23 protein-coding genes are annotated in these 17,307 nt (G+C 72.5%); 11 read left to right on the top strand and 12 right to left on the bottom strand.

Annotation, left to right across the window (positions count from 1 at the left end; translation table 11 throughout):
• The first annotated feature begins 5 nt into the window (after positions 1 to 5).
• From KME80_RS36860 to KME80_RS36850, 3 genes are all read left to right on the top strand, one after another.
• Positions 6 to 359, top strand: a complete 354-nt coding sequence (locus KME80_RS36860; protein ID WP_219511787.1) for a ribosomal maturation YjgA family protein — start codon at positions 6 to 8, stop codon at positions 357 to 359.
• 9 nt (positions 360 to 368) lie between these two features.
• Complete coding sequence (locus KME80_RS36855; protein ID WP_219511786.1) at positions 369 to 905, top strand: type 1 glutamine amidotransferase domain-containing protein; 537 nt, start codon at positions 369 to 371, stop codon at positions 903 to 905.
• 97 nt (positions 906 to 1,002) lie between these two features.
• Positions 1,003 to 2,532, top strand: a complete 1,530-nt coding sequence (locus KME80_RS36850; RefSeq protein ID WP_219511784.1) for an amino acid permease — start codon at positions 1,003 to 1,005, stop codon at positions 2,530 to 2,532.
• A gap of 28 nt (positions 2,533 to 2,560) precedes the next feature.
• On the opposite strand, the gene lipB is transcribed toward KME80_RS36850, so the two are convergent.
• The 4 genes from lipB to KME80_RS36830 form a co-directional block, all read right to left on the bottom strand.
• A complete protein-coding gene (gene lipB, locus KME80_RS36845) occupies positions 2,561 to 3,193 on the bottom strand; it encodes a lipoyl(octanoyl) transferase LipB (RefSeq protein ID WP_219511782.1) in 633 nt (210 codons plus the stop codon).
• Between the two features lie 19 nt (positions 3,194 to 3,212).
• Positions 3,213 to 3,395 carry a PspC domain-containing protein gene (locus KME80_RS36840; RefSeq protein WP_049565582.1) on the bottom strand — a complete coding sequence of 61 codons (183 nt, stop codon included), beginning with the start codon at positions 3,393 to 3,395 and terminating at the stop codon, positions 3,213 to 3,215.
• Between the two features lie 62 nt (positions 3,396 to 3,457).
• Positions 3,458 to 3,964 carry an HAD domain-containing protein gene (locus KME80_RS36835; RefSeq protein WP_308126084.1) on the bottom strand — a complete coding sequence of 169 codons (507 nt, stop codon included), beginning with the start codon at positions 3,962 to 3,964 and terminating at the stop codon, positions 3,458 to 3,460.
• A complete protein-coding gene (locus KME80_RS36830; protein ID WP_219511781.1) occupies positions 3,961 to 4,881 on the bottom strand; it encodes an AraC family transcriptional regulator in 921 nt (306 codons plus the stop codon). Before KME80_RS36830 ends, KME80_RS36835 begins: the two co-directional genes overlap by 4 nt.
• A 74-nt stretch (positions 4,882 to 4,955) precedes the next feature.
• Here KME80_RS36830 and KME80_RS36825 point away from each other — a divergent pair, with 74 nt between their 5' ends.
• Positions 4,956 to 5,762: an NAD(P)H-binding protein gene (locus KME80_RS36825; protein WP_219511779.1), complete on the top strand. Its 807-nt coding sequence runs from the start codon at positions 4,956 to 4,958 to the stop codon at positions 5,760 to 5,762.
• Here the strand turns inward: KME80_RS36825 and KME80_RS36820 are convergent.
• Genes KME80_RS36820 through KME80_RS51025 form a run of 3 tightly spaced genes read right to left on the bottom strand, consistent with a single transcriptional unit; the run spans position 5,747 to position 6,393 of the window.
• Positions 5,747 to 5,941, bottom strand: a complete 195-nt coding sequence (locus KME80_RS36820) for a hypothetical protein (protein ID WP_219511778.1) — start codon at positions 5,939 to 5,941, stop codon at positions 5,747 to 5,749. The genes KME80_RS36825 and KME80_RS36820 overlap by 16 nt on opposite strands.
• Before the next feature lie 30 nt (positions 5,942 to 5,971).
• A complete protein-coding gene (locus tag KME80_RS36815; protein ID WP_219511776.1) occupies positions 5,972 to 6,139 on the bottom strand; it encodes a hypothetical protein in 168 nt (55 codons plus the stop codon).
• Positions 6,136 to 6,393 (bottom strand): sigma-70 family RNA polymerase sigma factor, encoded by a 258-nt coding sequence (locus KME80_RS51025; RefSeq protein ID WP_308126083.1) that lies wholly within the window; start codon positions 6,391 to 6,393, stop codon positions 6,136 to 6,138. Before KME80_RS51025 ends, KME80_RS36815 begins: the two co-directional genes overlap by 4 nt.
• A 154-nt stretch (positions 6,394 to 6,547) precedes the next feature.
• Between KME80_RS51025 and KME80_RS36805 the strand changes: the two genes are divergently transcribed.
• Positions 6,548 to 7,378 carry an undecaprenyl-diphosphate phosphatase gene (locus KME80_RS36805; RefSeq protein ID WP_308126082.1) on the top strand — a complete coding sequence of 277 codons (831 nt, stop codon included), beginning with the start codon at positions 6,548 to 6,550 and terminating at the stop codon, positions 7,376 to 7,378.
• Here the strand turns inward: KME80_RS36805 and KME80_RS36800 are convergent.
• From KME80_RS36800 to KME80_RS36785, 4 genes are all read right to left on the bottom strand, one after another.
• A complete protein-coding gene (locus tag KME80_RS36800) occupies positions 7,347 to 8,105 on the bottom strand; it encodes a hypothetical protein (RefSeq protein WP_219511771.1) in 759 nt (252 codons plus the stop codon). The two genes, KME80_RS36805 and KME80_RS36800, sit on opposite strands and share 32 nt — an antisense overlap.
• Positions 8,089 to 8,712: an RNA polymerase sigma factor gene (locus KME80_RS36795; RefSeq protein ID WP_219511768.1), complete on the bottom strand. Its 624-nt coding sequence runs from the start codon at positions 8,710 to 8,712 to the stop codon at positions 8,089 to 8,091. Before KME80_RS36795 ends, KME80_RS36800 begins: the two co-directional genes overlap by 17 nt.
• Before the next feature lie 224 nt (positions 8,713 to 8,936).
• Positions 8,937 to 9,344, bottom strand: coding sequence for a hypothetical protein (locus tag KME80_RS36790; protein ID WP_219511766.1), 408 nt, complete (start codon positions 9,342 to 9,344; stop codon positions 8,937 to 8,939).
• A gap of 17 nt (positions 9,345 to 9,361) precedes the next feature.
• A complete protein-coding gene (locus tag KME80_RS36785) occupies positions 9,362 to 10,510 on the bottom strand; it encodes an MFS transporter (RefSeq protein WP_219511763.1) in 1,149 nt (382 codons plus the stop codon).
• Between the two features lie 63 nt (positions 10,511 to 10,573).
• Between KME80_RS36785 and KME80_RS36780 the strand changes: the two genes are divergently transcribed.
• The 3 genes from KME80_RS36780 to KME80_RS36770 are packed head-to-tail and all read left to right on the top strand — an operon-like array spanning position 10,574 to position 14,044.
• A complete protein-coding gene (locus KME80_RS36780; RefSeq protein WP_219511761.1) occupies positions 10,574 to 10,897 on the top strand; it encodes an ArsR/SmtB family transcription factor in 324 nt (107 codons plus the stop codon).
• Entirely contained in the window at positions 10,890 to 13,400 is a 2,511-nt protein-coding gene (locus KME80_RS52235; RefSeq protein WP_219511759.1) for an ATP-dependent RNA helicase, read from the top strand. Before KME80_RS36780 ends, KME80_RS52235 begins: the two co-directional genes overlap by 8 nt.
• On the top strand, positions 13,397 to 14,044 hold the full coding sequence (locus KME80_RS36770; RefSeq protein WP_219511757.1) for a hypothetical protein: 648 nt from the start codon (positions 13,397 to 13,399) through the stop codon (positions 14,042 to 14,044). Before KME80_RS52235 ends, KME80_RS36770 begins: the two co-directional genes overlap by 4 nt.
• Here the strand turns inward: KME80_RS36770 and KME80_RS36765 are convergent.
• Positions 14,021 to 15,169, bottom strand: coding sequence for a threonine synthase (locus tag KME80_RS36765; RefSeq protein ID WP_308126081.1), 1,149 nt, complete (start codon positions 15,167 to 15,169; stop codon positions 14,021 to 14,023). The genes KME80_RS36770 and KME80_RS36765 overlap by 24 nt on opposite strands.
• 56 nt (positions 15,170 to 15,225) lie before the next feature.
• On the opposite strand from KME80_RS36765, the gene KME80_RS36760 reads away from it, so the two are divergent.
• From KME80_RS36760 to KME80_RS36750, 3 genes are all read left to right on the top strand, one after another.
• On the top strand, positions 15,226 to 16,077 hold the full coding sequence (locus tag KME80_RS36760) for an SPFH domain-containing protein (protein ID WP_219511755.1): 852 nt from the start codon (positions 15,226 to 15,228) through the stop codon (positions 16,075 to 16,077).
• Positions 16,070 to 16,237 (top strand): type II toxin-antitoxin system antitoxin, encoded by a 168-nt coding sequence (locus tag KME80_RS36755; protein WP_197093811.1) that lies wholly within the window; start codon positions 16,070 to 16,072, stop codon positions 16,235 to 16,237. The genes KME80_RS36760 and KME80_RS36755 overlap by 8 nt, the downstream gene beginning before the upstream one ends.
• 20 nt (positions 16,238 to 16,257) lie before the next feature.
• A partial coding sequence (locus KME80_RS36750; protein WP_219511753.1) for an amidase occupies positions 16,258 to 17,307 on the top strand: 1,050 nt, incomplete at its 3' end.

The following is a 17,307-nucleotide window of genomic DNA, read 5'->3' as shown; positions in this document are numbered from 1 at the left end:
GCCCGGTGTCCCGTTTGCCCGTCGCCCTCGCCGCGCTGGTCACCATAGGTCTGGGCCTCGGCGTGCGCATGCTGTGGGACGGCCCGGTCCCCAAGTACGCCGGCGACGCGCTCTACACGGTGCTGATCTACCTGCTCGTGCTGCTGGCCCTGCCCCGCGTCCGCCCCTGGGCCGCCGCCCTGGTGTCGGCAGGGCTGAGCTGGGCGATCGAGTTCGCCCAGCTCACGGGCATCCCTGCGATGCTGCGCCCGCTGCTCGGCAGCACCTTCAACCCGCCCGACCTGCTCTGGTACGCGATCGGCGCGGCCCTGGCGTGGGCCGGTCACACCTGGGCGTATAGATCGCGGCCTGCGGGATAGGGGGCAGGCATGGACAAGACCATCGCGTTCCTCGTGGCACCCGAAGGCGTCGAGCAGGTGGAGCTCACCGAGCCGTGGAAGGCCGTCAAGCAGGCCGGCGGCACGCCCAAGCTGGTCTCCACCAGCGCGGGCCAGGTCCAGGGCTTCAACCACCTCGACAAGGCCGACACGTTCGCCGTGGACGCCACGGTGGAGGAGGTGTCGCCCGCCGACTTCGACGGCCTCGTGCTGCCCGGCGGCGTCGCCAACCCCGACTTCCTGCGCACCGTGCCGCAGGCCGTCGCGTTCGCCAGGGGCTTCTTCGACGCCGGCAAGCCGGTGGCCGCCATCTGCCACGCGCCGTGGACGCTCATCGAGGCCGACGTGGTGCGCGGCCGTACGGTCACCTCGTGGCCGAGCCTGCAGACGGACCTGCGCAACGCCGGAGCCACCTGGGAGGACCGGGAGGTCGTCGTGTGCACCGGCGGCCCGAACAAGCTGGTCACCAGCCGCAAACCGGACGATCTGAAGGCGTTCTGCCAGGCCACGGTCGACGCGTTCGGCTGACGAGATCGAAACTCTTCTGTAACTCCTTGCTCGCGCGGGGGAAATGGTCTAGACGTAGACCAAAAGAGCGTCCTCCGCGCCCCCCAGGGAGACCTCAGTGACCACAGAAGAGGATTCCAGGCGACTCGCCGAGCTCGGCTACAAACAGGAGCTGGCCCGGACCTGGAGCGGTTTCTCCAACTTCGCGATCTCCTTCTCCATCATCTCGATCCTCGCCGGCTGCTTCACGACCTTCGGACAGGCCTGGAACAACGGCGGCCCCATCGCCATCTCGTGGGGCTGGCCGCTGATCTCCCTGTTCATCCTGATCATCGGCTTCTGCATGGCCGAGCTGGTCTCCGCCTACCCGACGGCGGGCGGCATCTACTGGTGGGCCGCCAAGCTGGGCAAGCCGATCCACGGCTGGTTCACCGGCTGGCTCAACCTCATCGGCCTCATCGCCGTCACCGCGTCCGTCGACTACGGCTGCGCCACGTTCCTCAACATCACGCTCACCCGGCTGACCGGCGGCGCCTGGGAAGGCACGCTGCCGCAGGCGTTCCTGCTGTTCGTGATCATCCTGGTGCTGCACGCGCTGATCAACATCTACAGCCATCGGCTGATCTCGCTGCTGCAGAACATCTCCGTCTGGTGGCACGTCGCCGGCGCCGCGGTCATCGTCGCCATCCTCGTCTTCGCCCCCGCCCAGCACCAGTCCGTCGGCTTCGTCTTCACCGAGACGATCAACAACTCCGGGTTCGGCGACGGCGACGGCGGCCTGCCCTTCTGGCTGTACGTGCTGCCGCTCGGCTTCCTGCTCACGCAGTACACGATCACCGGCTTCGACGCCTGCGCGCACGTGTCGGAGGAGACCCAGGGCGCCGCCAAGGCCGCCGCCCGCGGGCTCTGGCAGTCGATCTTCTACTCGGCGATCGGCGGCTGGATCCTGCTGCTGGCGTTCCTGTTCGCGGCCACCAACGTGGACGAGATCAACGCGCAGGGCGGCTTCGTCGGCGCGATCTTCACCACCGCGCTCTCCTCACCGCTGGCCACCGCGATCTTCGCGATCTCCACGATCGGCCAGTTCTTCTGCGGCATGAGCTGCGTGACCTCGATGTCGCGGATGACGTACGCCTTCTCTCGCGACGGCGCGGTGCCCGGCTGGCGGCTGTGGTCCAAGGTCGACCGCAACCGCACCCCGGTCAACGCCATCCTGGCCGGCTGCGCGGTGGCCGCCCTGATCACCCTGCCCGCCCTCTACGCGCCCGCCGGGCTCACCACGCCCGTCGCCTTCTACGCCGTCGTGTCGATCGCCGTCATCGGGCTCTACCTGGCGTTCCTCATCCCGATCTGGCTGCGGCTGCGGATGGGCGACCGCTTCGAGCCCGGGCCGTGGACGCTCGGGCGCCGCTACAAGGCGCTGTGCTGGATCGCCTGCGTCGAGATCGCCATCGTCTGCGTGTACTTCGTCATGCCGTTCTCGCCCGCCGGCGTGCCGGGCAACGCGGACTTCACCTGGACGTCGGTCAACTACGCGCCGATCGCCGTCGGGGTCGTGCTGGTCGGCATCGCGCTGTGGTGGGCGCTGTCGGCCAGGCACTGGTTCACCGGGCCTCGCCGCACCGTCGACGAGGTCCCGGCGGAATGACGTACGAGATGACGTACTGAGTGCGTGGTCAGGCCGCCTCGAAGGAGGCGGCCACGGCCGCGCGGACCTTGTCCATCGCGGTGTCGCCCAGCTCGCGCTTGAGCGAGGTCATGTCGACGTCCGGCATGCCGCAGGCGACCGCCCAGTCCCACGGCGTGAGGTCGCCGTCGACGTTGAGGGCGAAGCCGTGGCTGGTGACGCCGCGGCTCTGCCGCATGCCGATCGAGACGATCTTGCGGCCGGTCCGCGACGTCCACACGCCGGTGAGCAGCTCCGAGCCCGGCGGGGTGTCGCGGCGCTCGGCGGGCAGGCCGAGCGCGCCCAGCGCGTCGACGAGCCGCAGCTCGACCTCGCGCACGTAGTCGACGATGCCCTCGTCCTCCCCCAGCTTGACGACGAGGTAGCCGACGAGCTGCCCCGGGCCGTGGTAGGTGAGCTGCCCGCCGCGCCCGGTCTCGACGACCGGGATGCCGCGCGACGGGTCGGGCAGGTGCGCCGCCGGGGTGCGGCGGCCGACGGTGTAGACGGACGGATGGCTGAGCAGCCAGAGCGTGTCCGGCCGCTCGTCCCGTTGGCGCTCGCCGACGAGGTCGGCCATGCGCTCCATCGCCTTGTCGTAGTCGACGAGCTCGTCCTGGATGAGTGTCAGCGGCCTTGCCATGCTTCGAGCATAGGCGGGACTAGTACTTCTTCGGCTCCTCGGGGACGAGGATCCACATGATCGCGTAGACGACCCACATCGGCCCGGGGAAGAGCGAGAGGATCAGCCAGATGATGCGGACGAGGGTGGGCGGCAGGCCCATCTTGTCGGCGAGACCGCCGCAGACGCCGGCCAGGATCCTGTGCTCTCGTGAGCGGTACATCGTGTCCTCCGTGTGGTTACGTTCTGACTGGTCCAACGGACGACCGCGCGCCGCCTATCCCGTCAGGGCCCCTGAGAAAACCCTGTAAGGGTCAGCCACTCCCGGGCCAGCGCCAGATGTTCGCTGGTCAGGCCGCGTGCTGGAGGCACGTGGACGAGCAGGAAGTCGTCCAGACCCTGATGAGCCCTGAGATACTCCTCGTCCTCCTTGAAGACCTGGTCGTCGAACCAGACGAAGGGCCGCCTGCCCACGTAGTCCGCCACGTAACGGGTCTTGAACATCTCGCCGTGCCGGCTGCCCCGGTCGGGCCCCAGCGGGACCACCGGCAGCATCGGCAGCCCCAGCCGGGGCGCGATCCACTCGTTGGCGTGCCGCTCCCAGGTGGTCGCCCAGGCCAGCTCGGAGCCGGTGCGCAGGGCGAGCTCCATCAGCCGGGGCCCGTGCCTGGGGTTGAGGTGCACCGTGTAGAGGATGTCGCCGATCGTGCACCGGTAGCGCCGGAAGTCGGGCGTGGCGTGCCCGGTGGGGTTGAGCACGCCGTCGACGTCCAGGAGCAGCAGCGGTTTCACGTGGCGGCCCCGGCCCGGTGCTCCTGAGGGCTGATGCCGCGCACCCGTTTGAAGGCGGCGCTCAGCGCGAACGGGCTGCCGTAGCCGACCTTGCGCGCCACCGAGCCGACCGTCGCGTCGGGCTCGCGCAGCAGGTCGGCGGCCAGGGCGAGCCGCCAGTCGGTGAGGAAGGCCATCGGCGGCTCCCCCACCAGCTCGGTGAACCGCCGGGCCAGCGAGGCACGCGAGACGCCCACCTCGGCGGCCAGCGAGGCGACCGTCCAGGGGTGGGCCGGGTTGTTGTGCAGCATGCGCATCGCCCGGCCCACGATAGGGTCACCGCTCGCCCGATACCAGCCCGGCGCCTCGTGCTCGGCGAACCACGAGCGCAGCGTCGAGATCAGCAGCAGGTCGAGCAGCCGGTCGAGCACCGCCTCCTGGCCGGGCTCGTCCCTGACCACCTCGGCGCCGAGCAGCGGGATCAGCGGCTCGCCCGGCTGCACCAGCAGCGGCGGCAGCGCGTCCAGCAGCCGCCTGCTGATCTCCCCCTCCATGAGGTAGGTGCCGGTGATCATCACGGTGCCGCCGTCGGGGCTGTTGCCCCAGGTGCGCACGCCCAGGTCCATCGCCTGGTAGAGGGACTCGCCGTCCAGGGTGGTGCAGTGCTGGCCGGGGTGGATGACGATCTGCGGCTCGGTCTCCGGCCGGTCGGCGACCGTGTACGGATCGGGCCCGCGGACGATCGCCACGTCGCCGGGCGCCAGGCTCACGAGCTCACCCCGTGACGGCACGATCCAGGCCGAGCCCCGTACCATCGCCACCAGCGTCAGCGGGGCCTCGTCCTGGATGCGGATCGACCACGGCGGGTCGAGGATCGAGCGGAGCAGGAACGCGCCACGGGCCCGCGGGCCGTCGAGCAGCGCTGCCAGATGGTCCATGAGTTAGACGATCGCATATGCCAATGCGCTTCTCAACCATGGATAGTCTCACCACGGCCGGGCTTAATGGAGCCATGACAATCTTGGTTACGGGCGGCACCGGCAAGACCGGCCGCCGGATCGCAGACAAGCTGACCGCTCTCGGCCACACCGTCCGGGTCGGCTCCCGCTCGGGGACGCCGCCGTTCGACTGGACCGACCGTGACACCTGGGCGCCCGCCCTCGCGGGGGCGGACGCCGCCTACCTCGCCTACCAGCCCGACCTGATCGTGCCGGGCGCGCTGGACGACATCCGCGCCTTCACCGAGCTGGCCGTCCGGTCCGGCGTGCGGCGGCTGGTGCTGCTGTCGGGCCGCAACGAGCCCGAGGCGCAGGCGTGCGAGCGGGTCGTGCGCGAGTCGGGCCTGGAGTGGACCGTCGTCACCTGCGGCTGGTTCATGCAGAACTTCACCGAGGGCTACCTGCTGGAGTCGGTGCTGGACGGCGCGATCGCGCTGCCGGCGCGCGAAGTGGCCGAGCCGTTCGTCGACGCCGACGACATCGCCGACGTCGCGGTGGCCGCGCTCGTCGAGGACGGCCACACCGGCAGGACGTACGAGCTGACCGGGCCGAGGCTGCTCACGTTCGCCGACGCGGCGGCCGAGCTGTCCAAGGCCACAGGAAGGGAGATCGCCTACATCCCGATCACGATGGAGCAGTACGCGGCCGGCGCCGCCGAGCACGGGGTCCCCGGCGACGTCGTCGCCATGCTGACCACGCTGTTCACCGAGGTGCTCGACGGGCGCAACGCCTACGTGGCCGACGGGGTGCGCGAGGCGCTGGGCCGGCCGGCGCGGGATTTCACCGACTTCGCCGCGGCCTGGGCTCAGTCCACGTCGTAGACGCCGGCCATCCACGCCCCCGGCCGGGCGCCCAGCTCGCCGGCGAGCTGGAGCGCGACGTCGTAGCGGACCAGCTCCCCGGCGACGTACCGGCCGTCGCACATGCCCTTGTCCTTCTCCGGCAGCGCGCAGCCGTCCAGCGCGGCCTCCGTGATCAGCGGCGTCGGGGGAACACCCACACCCGGACGGACTGCTTCCGGTCCGTCCAGTCACGCGGCAGCTCCCCCGCGCGGAACGTGTGGCGGGCCTTCCCGCCTGCGCACCAGCAGCATCCGCCTGCCCCGCCGTACGATCCTCGTCACGTCCACCGTCCTTCCAGGCACGTACGCCGTCAGCTCCGCGAGCAGGTCGCGCAGTTCGTCCTCGGTGTAGGTCATCGCCCCGCCCTCGTGAGCCGCACGGCCGGATGGACCCGCAGCCGCGTCAGGGCGCGGCCGAGCTGGGTCTTGACGGTGCCGAGCGAGCAGCCGAGCACCGCCGCGCACTGCGGCAGCGTCAGCCCCTCGAAGTAGTGCAGGACGACCACCGCCCGCTGCCGGTCCGACAGCCCGCGGATCGCCGCCCACAGCGCGTCCTTCTCCGTCACGTCGCGGGCGAGAGCCGTCTGCACCAGGTCCTCGGCCGTGGCCACAATCGGCCGACACCGTTCGTCATGAATTTTCGTGAACCGTCGGGTGAACATGGGCTGTCCTCCTCGCCGGGACGTTCCGCGGGGCCCTCCGGCGGTCCCCGTTTCCGCTAGCCTCACCTCGTTCACTCCGGTGTTTCCTGGGGAAGGTGCGCACGTGATCGGCTGGATGGAAGCAGTGGTGCTGGGGCTGCTGCAGGGGCTCACGGAGTTCCTGCCGATCTCCTCCAGCGCGCACATCCGCGTCGTCTCGGCGTTCCTCGGCTGGGACGACCCGGGGGCGGCGTTCACCGCCGTGATCCAGCTCGGCACCGAGGCGGCCGTGCTGATCTACTTCAGGAAAGAGCTCTGGGAGATCATCTCCACCTGGACGCGCTCGCTGTTCAAGCCCGAGCTGCGCGACCACTTCGCCGCCCGCATGGGCTGGTACGTCATCGTCGGCACCATCCCGATCGGCGTGCTCGGCCTGGTGCTGAAGGACCAGATCGAGGGCGCCTTCCGCGACCTGCGCCTGGTCGGCACCACGCTCATCGTCTTCGGCATCATCCTGTGGTTCGCCGACCGCACCGCACGCAACAAGCTCACGCTGGAGAAGCACCTCAACGTGACCCACGCGGTCGTCTACGGCTTCGCCCAGTCGCTGGCCCTCATCCCCGGCGTCTCCCGCTCCGGCGGCACGATCACGGCCGGCCTCCTGCTCGACTACCGGCGGGAGGCCGCGGCCAAATACTCCTTCCTGCTGGCCATCCCGGCCGTCCTGGCGTCGGGGCTGCTGGAGCTGGCCGAGATCGGCAACGGCGACGCGCCCGACTGGGGGCCGACGATCCTGGCCACGGTGATCTCGTTCATCGTCGGCTACGCGGCGGTGGCCTGGTTCCTGCGTTACATCAGCACCCACCGCTTCACCGGCTTCGTGATCTACCGCATCCTGCTCGGCGTCTTCGTCATCCTCGCGGTCAGCCTGGGCTGGATTCCGGCCCAAGGGTGATGACGTCCTCGCCGAAGACGACCCGGTAGACCCCCTCGCACACCGCCTCCGACATGCTGCCCACGACCTCGCCCAGGCCGGACGGCCACACCGTCCCCGCGTCCCAGACGACGCCGTGCAGCAGGTCCGGCGACATCAGCCGCAGGCCGGACAGATCCGCTCCCGACACGTCCAGGGCGGCCCCGGGCTCGGCCACGCCGGGCAGGTCGGCGGCGAGGTCGCCCGCGTCCGACAGGCCACGCGCGATCGCCACGATCAGCGTGCTCAGCGGCGGCCGTGCCACCAGGGCGCCGGGCGAGCCGCCCCCGCGTCGGGGATAGCAGGCGAGCGCGACCGCCACCGCGCGGGCCAACGCCACCGTGAGCGCCCGGAGCAGGTCGGGGGTCCGGCTGAGATCGCCCGACCTGGCGCTGTCCAGGGCGCGCTCGACGGCCTGCGTCAGCTCGTCGGCGCGCGCGTCGCGGAACGACGCGGCCAGGGCCCGGGCGTGCGCGTCCGCCCGCGTCAGGGACCTCTCGATCTCGCGCAGCCGCAGCCGCGCGTGGAAGAGCTCGGCGGCGGCCGGAGGCGGCGGCTGCACCGCCGGGCGGACCTCCAGCATGGAGTTGAGCAGGCCACCGACATCCGTGTGCGCGCGCACGTACGCCAGCAGGTCGGCGTCGGCCTGTTCGAGCAGGTCGTCGAGCTCCTCGTCGGTCAGGGGGACGTCATCACGGTGATCGGTCATGGGACGCGGCCCCCTTCCGGGTCCGATACTCCGCGAGCCGGTACCTGAGCACGACCCGTGCCTTCTTGACCAGGTCCGCGGCCTGCTGCTCGGTCAGGCCCAGGGCGGCGGCGACGGCGGAGTTGGGCTGATCGTCCATCCGGTACCGGATGGCCAGCCGCTGGTCCGGCGGCAGCTCCCGCAGGGCGGCCAGCACGTCCACGGCGGGGCCGATGAGGTCCGCCGGATCGTCGGCGCCCGCGGCCGTCTCCGGGACGTCGGCGACCGGGACCGTGCTCACCCGCCGGCGGCTCTCCCCCGGCGGGCGGCGCAGGCACCGGCCGGCGACCTTGAACATCCAGCCCAGCGGCTCCTGCACCCGCGCCCACGCCTCCGGCTCGCTGTTGATCAGCCGCCACGCCTGCGTGAACGCCTCCTGCGCGGCGTCCTGGCTGTCGGCCAGCGAGGCGCCGCCGCGCATCAGGAAGCGGATCACCCGGCTGTGCTCCCGGGCGGCGAAGTCGACGAAGTCGGCGCGCATGGCCTGCACCCGGGTGCTCATCGCCGTGGCCGGGGCGTCCCCTGGAACGGCCTGCGGCGGCCGGGGACGTCGTGGCGGCTCGATCACCGCGTCGCTGCCCGGCGGTCACGCGCCGGGCCTGGTGCTGTCGATGTCATGTCCGTTCGCCCCTTTCTCGGTCCATGTCTCATGAGGTTCATGAGGTTCCGACATAGAAAGGTGGGCGAGAACGAGCATGATCGGGAAGTGCGCCAAAAGCGCCCGGCATGACAGAAGTCAGCCGCGTTGCTACAAATCAGCTCCGGTAGCGGAGGTTTCTGCACCCGCGCCGTTCAGGAAGCGGACTTCTGTGCCGTGAAGTCCGTTCGGGGGTAGCGGCTGGCCAGGCAGAAGACGACGGCGAACAGCACCCAGGCGGTGACGAAGGCCAGCGGATGGGCCCAGGCGTCGCCGATGAGGTCGGCCAGCATGGCGCGTCCCTCGAAGTAGGTCACCAGCCCGGCGATCGCCCCCGGGACGGCCCCCCACCAGCGCTTCCACCACACCTCGTGGACCAGGACCTCGTACCCGACCAGCATGATCGGGCCGAGGAGCAGCGGGCGCAGGCCGGCAGAGCCGGAGAGGAACGTCACCGCGAGGATGATCACGACGGCGCTTCCGCCGGTGAGGAGCACCATCAGCCCGAGCGGGGCGGGTTCGTCGCGTGGGTCGGTCTGCGGAGGGACGGGGGTATCAGACACCGGGACATTCTTCCCCATCACCCCACGGTCTGCGGCACGCTTTCACGTTCGGCAGCGGGCCTGTAGGTGGCCAGCGTGAACAGCACCGAGACGGCCCCGATCGCCGTGGCCAGCGCGATCACCCCGGCCCTGCCCCACCCGTCGAGCGCGAGGCCGCCGGCGACGCCCGCGACGACGAGGCCCGCGTACTGGGCCGAGGAGAGCAGGCCGAGCCCGACCGGCACGTTGCCCGGCAGGACGGAGACGATCCGATACTGCTGCGCCGGGGCGATCAGCCAGCCGAGCGCGCCCCAGAGCAGCGCCCACAGCAGCCCGACCGGCAGCGCCAGGTTCGCGACCGGGATGAGCGCCAGGAACACCGTGGACGCGGCCAGCCCGATCAGCACCATGCGGCGCGGCCCGTACGCGTCGGTGAGCCGGCCGCCGAGGTGGCTGCCCACGATCGCGCCGATGCCCCATGCCCACAGCACGGCCGGCAGCGGCAGGTCGATCAGCGACCCGATGTAGGTGTAGGCGGTGAACCCGGCGCCGAACATCAGCAACTGCGTCGTCAGCACCGCCAGCACCCGCCGGTCGGCCAGCGGCGCGAACCGCTCGGCCAGCCGGCCCGAGACGGCCGTCCGCACGTCGGGCACCAGCGCCGCCACCCCGGCGAACCCCAGCACGCCCAGCCCCGTCACCAGCCAGATCGTCGTCCGCCACCCGGACGCCGTGCCCAGCCAGGTGCCGAGCGGCACGCCGATCGCCGACGACACGCTCAACCCGCCCAGCACCAGCGCCAGCGCCCGCCCCCGGTGCTCGGGCCTGGCCAGCGCGTTCGCCACGCCCGACGCGGTCGGCGTGAACATGGCGGCCCCCGCCGCCGCCAGCACCCGGGTCGCCATGAGGAGGGGGTAGGTCGGCGCGAGCGCCGTCAACGCGTTGCCGAGCACGAACACGCCCAGCGCGATCAGCAGCAGCTTCTTGCGGGGCAGCCGCGCGGTCACGGCGGCGAGCACGGGCGACAGCACCGCGTACGCCAGCGCGAACACGGTCATCAGCTGCCCGGCCGCCGCGGTGGAGACGTTCAGGTCGCCGGAGATGGGCGCGAGCAGGCCGGCGGTGACGAACATGCCGGTGCCGACGGCGAAGTTGCCGGCGGCCAACGGGTAAAGGGGACGATTCACTCCACACACGCTGAAGCATTGTTGGATAGTTGTCAAACAATAAAATTGGGTATCGTGTCGGGTATGCGCCTGCTTCCGCACCCGGCCACCGACGACATCCAGCTCACGGAGGTTCTGCGCGCGCTGTCCGACCCGATCCGGCTGGAGATCGTCGCCCGGCTGGCCACGTATGGCGAGATGACCTGCACCGTCGCGGGCGACTCGCTCGGCGTGCACAAGTCCACCGCCTCGCACCACTACCGCACCCTGCGCGAGGCCGGCCTCGTCCTCACCAAGCAGGAGGGCAGGCTCAAGTACATGAGCCTGCGGCGCGACGACCTGGAGGCCCGCTTCCCCGGCCTGCTCGACTCCGTCCTCCTCGCGACACCCGTGGGCGGGCATGCCTGACCTGCCCATCCACGACGTCCTGCCCGACCTGCTCGCCGCCCTCGACCGCGACGGCAGCGCCGTCCTGACCGCACCGCCCGGCACCGGCAAGACCACCGTCGTCCCGCTCGCCCTCGCCGCCACCGGGCTGCGCGTGCTCGTCGCCGAACCCCGCCGCCTCGCCGTACGCGCCGCCGCCCGGCGCATGGGCGTCAGCTACACCATCCGCGGCGAACGGCACACCGGCGCCAACCCCAAGGTCGAGGTCGTCACCACCGGCGTCCTGCTGCAACGCCTCCAACGCGACCCCGAACTGCCCGGCGTCGACGCGGTCATGCTGGACGAATGCCACGAACGCCACCTCGACGCCGACACGGCGCTGGCGTTCCTCCTCGACGTACGCGACACCCTCCGGCCCGAGCTGCGCCTCATCGCCACCTCCGCCACCGCCGACGCCGGCCAGTGGTCCCGCCTGCTCGGCGACGCCCCCGTCGTCCGCGCCACCGGCGCCACCCACCCCGTCGAGACCGTGTGGGCGCCACCGCCCCGCCCCGTATCCCCGCCGCACGGGCTACGCGTCGACCCCGCCCTGCTCGCCCACGTCGCCCAGACCGTACGCCGCGCGCTCGCCGAACGGGACGGCGACGTGCTGTGCTTCCTGCCCGGCGTCGGCGAGATCGGCCGGGTGGCCGCCATGCTGCCCGGCGTCGACGTGCTCCAGGTCCACGGCCAGGCCCCCGCCCGCGTCCAGGACGCCGTCCTGTCACCCGGCACGTCCCGGCGCGTCGTGCTGGCCACCTCCGTCGCCGAATCGAGCCTCACCGTGCCCGGCGTCCGCGTCGTCGTCGACTCCGGGCTGGCCCGCGAACCCCGCACCGACCACGCCCGCGGCCTCGGCTCCCTCACCACCGTCCGGGTGTCCAAGGCGTCCGCCGACCAGCGCGCCGGACGCGCCGGCCGGGAAGCCCCCGGGACCGTCTACCGGTGCTGGTCCGCCGCCGAGCACGAACGCCTCGCCGACCACCCACGGCCCGAGATCGCGCTCGCCGACCTCACCGCCTTCGCCCTCCAGGTCGCCTGCTGGGGCAGCACCGGCCTCGCCCTCCTCGATCCGCCGCCGCCCGCCGCCCTCGCCGCCGCCCTCCGCACCCTCGCCACCCTCGGCGCCGTCGACCCCGCCGGTCGCGTGACGGCCCACGGCCGCCGCATGGCCCTCGCCGGCGTCGAACCCCGCCTCGCCCGCGCCCTCCTCGACCTCGGCCCCCGCGCCGCCGAGGTGATCGCCCTGCTGTCCGAGCCCCTCCCGCGCGACGCCTCAGACGACCTCGTCGAAGTCTGGCGCTCCGCCCGCCGAGGCAACGACCCCTTCACCGCCCGCTGGCGCCAGGAAACCCGCCGCCTGACCGCCTCACGCCCACCCTCCACCCCCACCGAAGCACCCCCACACCCGGAGAAGGGCGGAGGGGTTGCGCCCCCTCGCCGCCAGGCGGCCGCCCCCTCCAGGGGAACCCCGCCCACCGAAGCGGCCCCGCACCCCGGGACGCCCGGACGGCCTGCGGCGGGCTCGAGTGCCGGAGGAGCCGGTTCCTCCGTTGAGGCGGTGGCGGGGGTGGCGGTGGCGTTGGCGTTCCCTGAGCGGGTGGCGCGGCGCCGGGGCGGCGGGTATTTGATGGCGTCCGGCACGGAGGCGCAGCTCGGGGAGGGGTCGAGGCTGGCGAGCGCGCAGTGGCTGGCCATCGCCGTGGCGGACCGTCAGGCGGGGGCGGCGTCGGCGCGGATCCGGCAGGCGGTGGCGATCGACGAGGAGATCGCCCGTCAGGCGCATCCGGTGACGGTCGAGGAGGAGGTCGCCTGGAAGGTCCCGCCGGGCAGCCGTCGCGGGGACGTGTCGGCGCGGGTGGTCGAGCGGCTGGGCGCGATCGAGCTGTCGAGCGCCCCGCTGCCGGATGCCGACGTGCGTGACGCCCTCCTGCACGGCCTGCGTACGGAAGAGGTGCTGACGTGGACGAAGGCGGCGCGCGCGGTGCGGGACCGGCTGGCGTTCTGCCATCGAGCGGTGGGTGAGCCGTGGCCGCCGGTGGATCGGCTGGTGGAGCTGGCGGATCGGTGGCTGGAGCCGGAGTTGTCGAGGGCGCGGCGGCGGGCGGATCTGGAGCGGATCGACGTGGCGTCGGCGTTGCGCAGGCTGGTGCCGTGGAGTGAGCGGCTGGAGGTGACGGCGCCGGAGCGGGTGGAGGTGTCGTCGGGGTCGCTGGTGCGGCTGGACTATTCGGGTGAGCAGCCGGTGCTGGCGGTCAAGTTGCAGGAGTTGTTCGGCTGGGTGGAGACTCCGCGGATCGCGGGGGTGCCGTTGCTGGTGCATCTGCTGTCTCCGGCGGGGCGTCCGCTGGCGGTGACGGCGGATCTGGCGTCGTTCTGGCGGGACGGCTACCGTTCGGTGCGGGCCGAGATGCGCGGCCGTTATCCCAAGCATCCGTGGCCGGAGGACCCGTTCACGGCGACCCCGACGAAACGGACCAGATGATCGACCAGGCCGCCGCCCTGAACAATGCCGAGTGGTGTGACGCGCTGTGCCGCGCGCACGGGCTGCCGGGGGTGTTCTCCGAGACGGTGTGGACGAACCCGGTCCGGACGCCGATCTTCTACCCGGACGCGGTCACGCTGTCGCCGGAGGCGACGGCGGCCGAGGTGCTGGCGGGGATCGACGCGGGGCCTGGGGCGTCGGTGAAGGACAGTTTCGCGGCGCTGGATCTGGCGGCGGCGGGGTTCGGGGTGCTGTTCGAGGCGACCTGGATCCATCGGGCGGCCCCTGGCCCGGGTGACGTGCGGGGCTGGGCGGTGGTGCGCGAGAAGGACGAGCTGGCGGCCTGGGCCGAGGCGTGTTTCGACGGCGAGCAGCCGGGGCTGTTCCCGGGCGGGCTGCTCGGCGAGGAGGACGTGGCGATCCTGCGCGGCGAGGAGGGCGGGGCGGTGCTCAACCTGTCGCGGCGGGCCTCGGTGGTGGGGGTGTCGAACGTGTGGGGCGAGGCCGCCTGGCCCGGGGTGGTCGCGATGGCGGCGGCGCTGTTCCCGGGCCTGCCGCTGGTCGGGTACGAGCCGGACCCGGCTCCGGCGGTGGCGCACGGCTTCGTCCCGGCGGGGCCGCTACGCGTCTGGCTGAAGCGCTGATCCGACGCCGATGTCCTTGAAGCCGCTGGACGTGGCGACGCAGACCACGGGCCCGTCGAACTCCTGGCGCAGCTTGCGGTAGCCGGCCAGCCCGGCGGCGCCTGACAGTTCCTGCCAGAGCCCTTGGCGGGCCAGGTCGCGCTGGGCGGCGCGGAGTTCGTCGTCGGTGACGGCCAGCGCGCCGCCGCCGCTGTCGGTGACGGCGCGGACGCCCCGGTGCCCGCCGACGGTGCAGGCGATCCCGTACGCGTCGGTGGGGGTGATGTCGACCACGGCGGCGGGCGCGCCGGTGGCGAGGGCGCGGGCGTTGGGCCCGCCGGCGGCCGGTTCGCAGGAGAACATGCGGGGCGCGGCGGGGACGACGCCGAGCCGTACGAGCTCGGCGAACCCTTTCCACACCCCGTACAGCAGCTCGCCGTAGCCGGTGGGGGTGAACACGGCGGCCGGTGCGCGCCCGAGCTGGGCGTGCAGCTCGTAGGCGATCGTCTTGTAGCCCTCGGCGCCGTAGGGGTGCCCGGTGTGGGTGACGGTCTGGTTGCTGACGGGGTGGTAGCCGAGCCGGTCGACGATGTCGCGCAGCATGGGCCAGCGCTGTTCGACGGGCACGGTGTGCACGGTGGCCCCGTACGCGCGGACGAAGGACTGGACGGCGGGCGGCGAGTCGGCGGAGGCGAGGACGATCGCGGGGAGTCCGGCGCGGGCGGCGTAGGCGGCCGCGGCGGCGCCGTGGTTGCCGGAGGAGGCGACGACGACGCCGGGCGCGTTCTCGGCGAGTGCGGCGCTGACGGCGACGCGGTTGAGGCGGTCCTTGTGCGACCAGGTGGGGTTGCGGGACTCGTCCTTGACGTGGACGCCGCAGAGTTCCAGGAGCGGGGTGCCGCCTTCGCCGAGGGTGGGCGCGAGCAGCGGCGGGAGCAGCGGCTGCCAGCGGGCGATGTCGGGCAGGGCGGGCTGGTCGAACAGGTCGCCGGGCACGCGGGCGTAGTCGTAGTCGACCTCGACGGGGTAGGCCAGCTCGGCGGTGCTGGTGCGGGGGCAGCCGCGGGTGAGCGGCGGGCGGAGCGGATAGCCGATGGTCGGGTCGCCGAGGGAGCGCTGGCCGGTCGCCAGGGATCGCACGTTCACGTCACGAGACTAGATGAGCTATCGTAGTGATATCACTTCGATAGCAAGGGGTCGCGATGGAACGACGTGCTTTCCGCATCAACGGTTTCGTGGTGCTGCTCGCTCTGCTGCTGCTCGGCGGCATCGTGGCGGCCGTCTGGCTGCCGGGCGGCCCGGAGTCGCTGCTCGCGCCGGGCATCGGCTGGCTCGTGCTGGCGGCGCTGCTCTCCACCGGCTTCACGGTGGTCAACCCGAACGAGTCCAAGGTCGTGCAGTTCCTCGGGCGCTATGTCGGGTCGGTGTCGGAGGCCGGGTTCCAGTGGGTGCTGCCGTTCACCACCAAGCGCATGGTCACGCTGCGGGTGCGTAACTTCGAGACGACCAAGCTCAAGGTCAACGACGCCGACGGCAACCCGGTCGAGATCGCCGCCGTGGTCGTCTACCGGGCCGTCGACACGGCCAAGGCGGTGTTCGCCGTCGACGACTACGAGGAGTACGTGGCCATCCAGTCCGAGGCCGCCGTGCGCCACCTGGCCACCAGCCACCCGTACGACTCGCACCTGCCCGAGCGCACCAGCCTGCGCGACGGCGCGGAGGTGGCCACCGAGCTCACCGCCGAGCTGCGCGACCGCACCGAGCTGGCCGGGATCGAGGTGCTGGAGGCCCGCATCACCCACCTCGCCTACGCGCCCGAGATCGCCCAGGCGATGCTGGTCCGCCAGCAGGCCGGCCAGGTGGTCGCGGCCCGCACCCGGATCGTCGAGGGCGCGGTCGGCATGGTCCAGCTCGCGCTCGACCGGCTCGCCGCCGAGGGGGTCGTCGACCTCGACGAGGAGCGCAAGGCGCAGATGGTGTCCAACCTCCTGGTCGTGCTGTGCGGCGACCGGGCGACGCAGCCGGTGGTGAACGCCGGCAGCCTGTATGCCTGAGCGCAAGAAGCTCCTGCTGCGCCTGGATCCGGCCGTCTACGACGCGATAGCCAAGTGGGCGGCCGACGATCTCCGCAGCGTCAACGCGCAGATCGAGTACGCGTTGCGGCTCGCTCTCAAACAGGCGAGCAGGGAGCCGAAGTCTCGCAACGAAGAGTAGAAACCGCCACACTCTAGAACATGTTGTGGGCAGGCAGATCCGCCATCGAGATCGCGGCGGCCGTACGACAGGGCGAGGTCGCGGCCACCGCGGTCGTCGAGGAGCACCTCGCGGTGATCGCGGAGCGGGATCCGCGGGTGGGCGCGTTCCGGCGGGTGCGCGAGCAGGCGGTGGCGGAGGCACGGGCCGTCCAGGAGCGGCGCGACCTGTCGGAGCTGCCGCTGGCCGGGGTGCCGGTGGCGGTCAAGGACAACGTGGAGGTGGCGGGCGAGGCGACCCGCCTGGGCTCGGCGGTGACCGCCGGCTCCCCCGCCGCCGCGGACCACGAGGCCGTGGCCCGGCTGCGCGCGGCCGGGGCGGTGGTGATCGGCCTGACGAACCTGCCCGAGCTGGCCCTGGTGGCCTTCGGCGACAGCGCGTACGGCACGGTCCGCAATCCCTGGGACCGCTCGCGCACGGCGGGCGGGTCGTCGTCGGGGAGCGCGGCGGCGGTCGCGGCGGGGATGGCGCCGATCGCGCTCGGCAACGACGGCATGGGCTCGCTGCGCATCCCGGGGGCGTGCTGCGGCGTGCTGGCGCTCAAGCCGGGCGCCGGGCTGGTCCCGGGGCCCACGGACGACTGGCGCGGCCTGTCGGCGAACGGCCCGATCGCCGTGCACGCCGCCGACCTGGCGCTGACGCTGTCGGTGCTGGCCGGGGACCCGTCGCTGGCCGAGTCGTGGCGCAGCGGCCGTCGGGCCGAGCCGCGCCGCCCGATGCTGCGCTCGGTGTGGGCGGGCGACGACGGCGTGTGGGAGCCGCCACCGCCGCACGACAGCCCGGAGCCGTTCGACCTGCGGGTGGCGTACGCGCCCCAGCCGCTGCCCGCCGGGCTGCCGGTGGACCGCGAGTTCCGGGCCGCGGTGCGCGGGGCCGCCGAGACGCTGCGGGTGGCCGGGCACACGATCGTCGAACGCGACCGCCGCCTGCCCGCCTGGCTGGGCCCGGCCACGGTCGCCACCTGGCTCTGCCGCGCCGCCGACACCGTGCGGGCCGTCGCCGCCACGGCGGCCGACCGGCGGCGGGTGGGG

It is taken from the genome of Nonomuraea ceibae (assembly GCF_019396325.1).
GTDB lineage: Bacteria > Actinomycetota > Actinomycetes > Streptosporangiales > Streptosporangiaceae > Nonomuraea > Nonomuraea ceibae.
The sequence above is the reverse complement of the archived record's forward strand: the minus strand, read 5'-3'. Positions and strand labels throughout refer to the sequence as shown.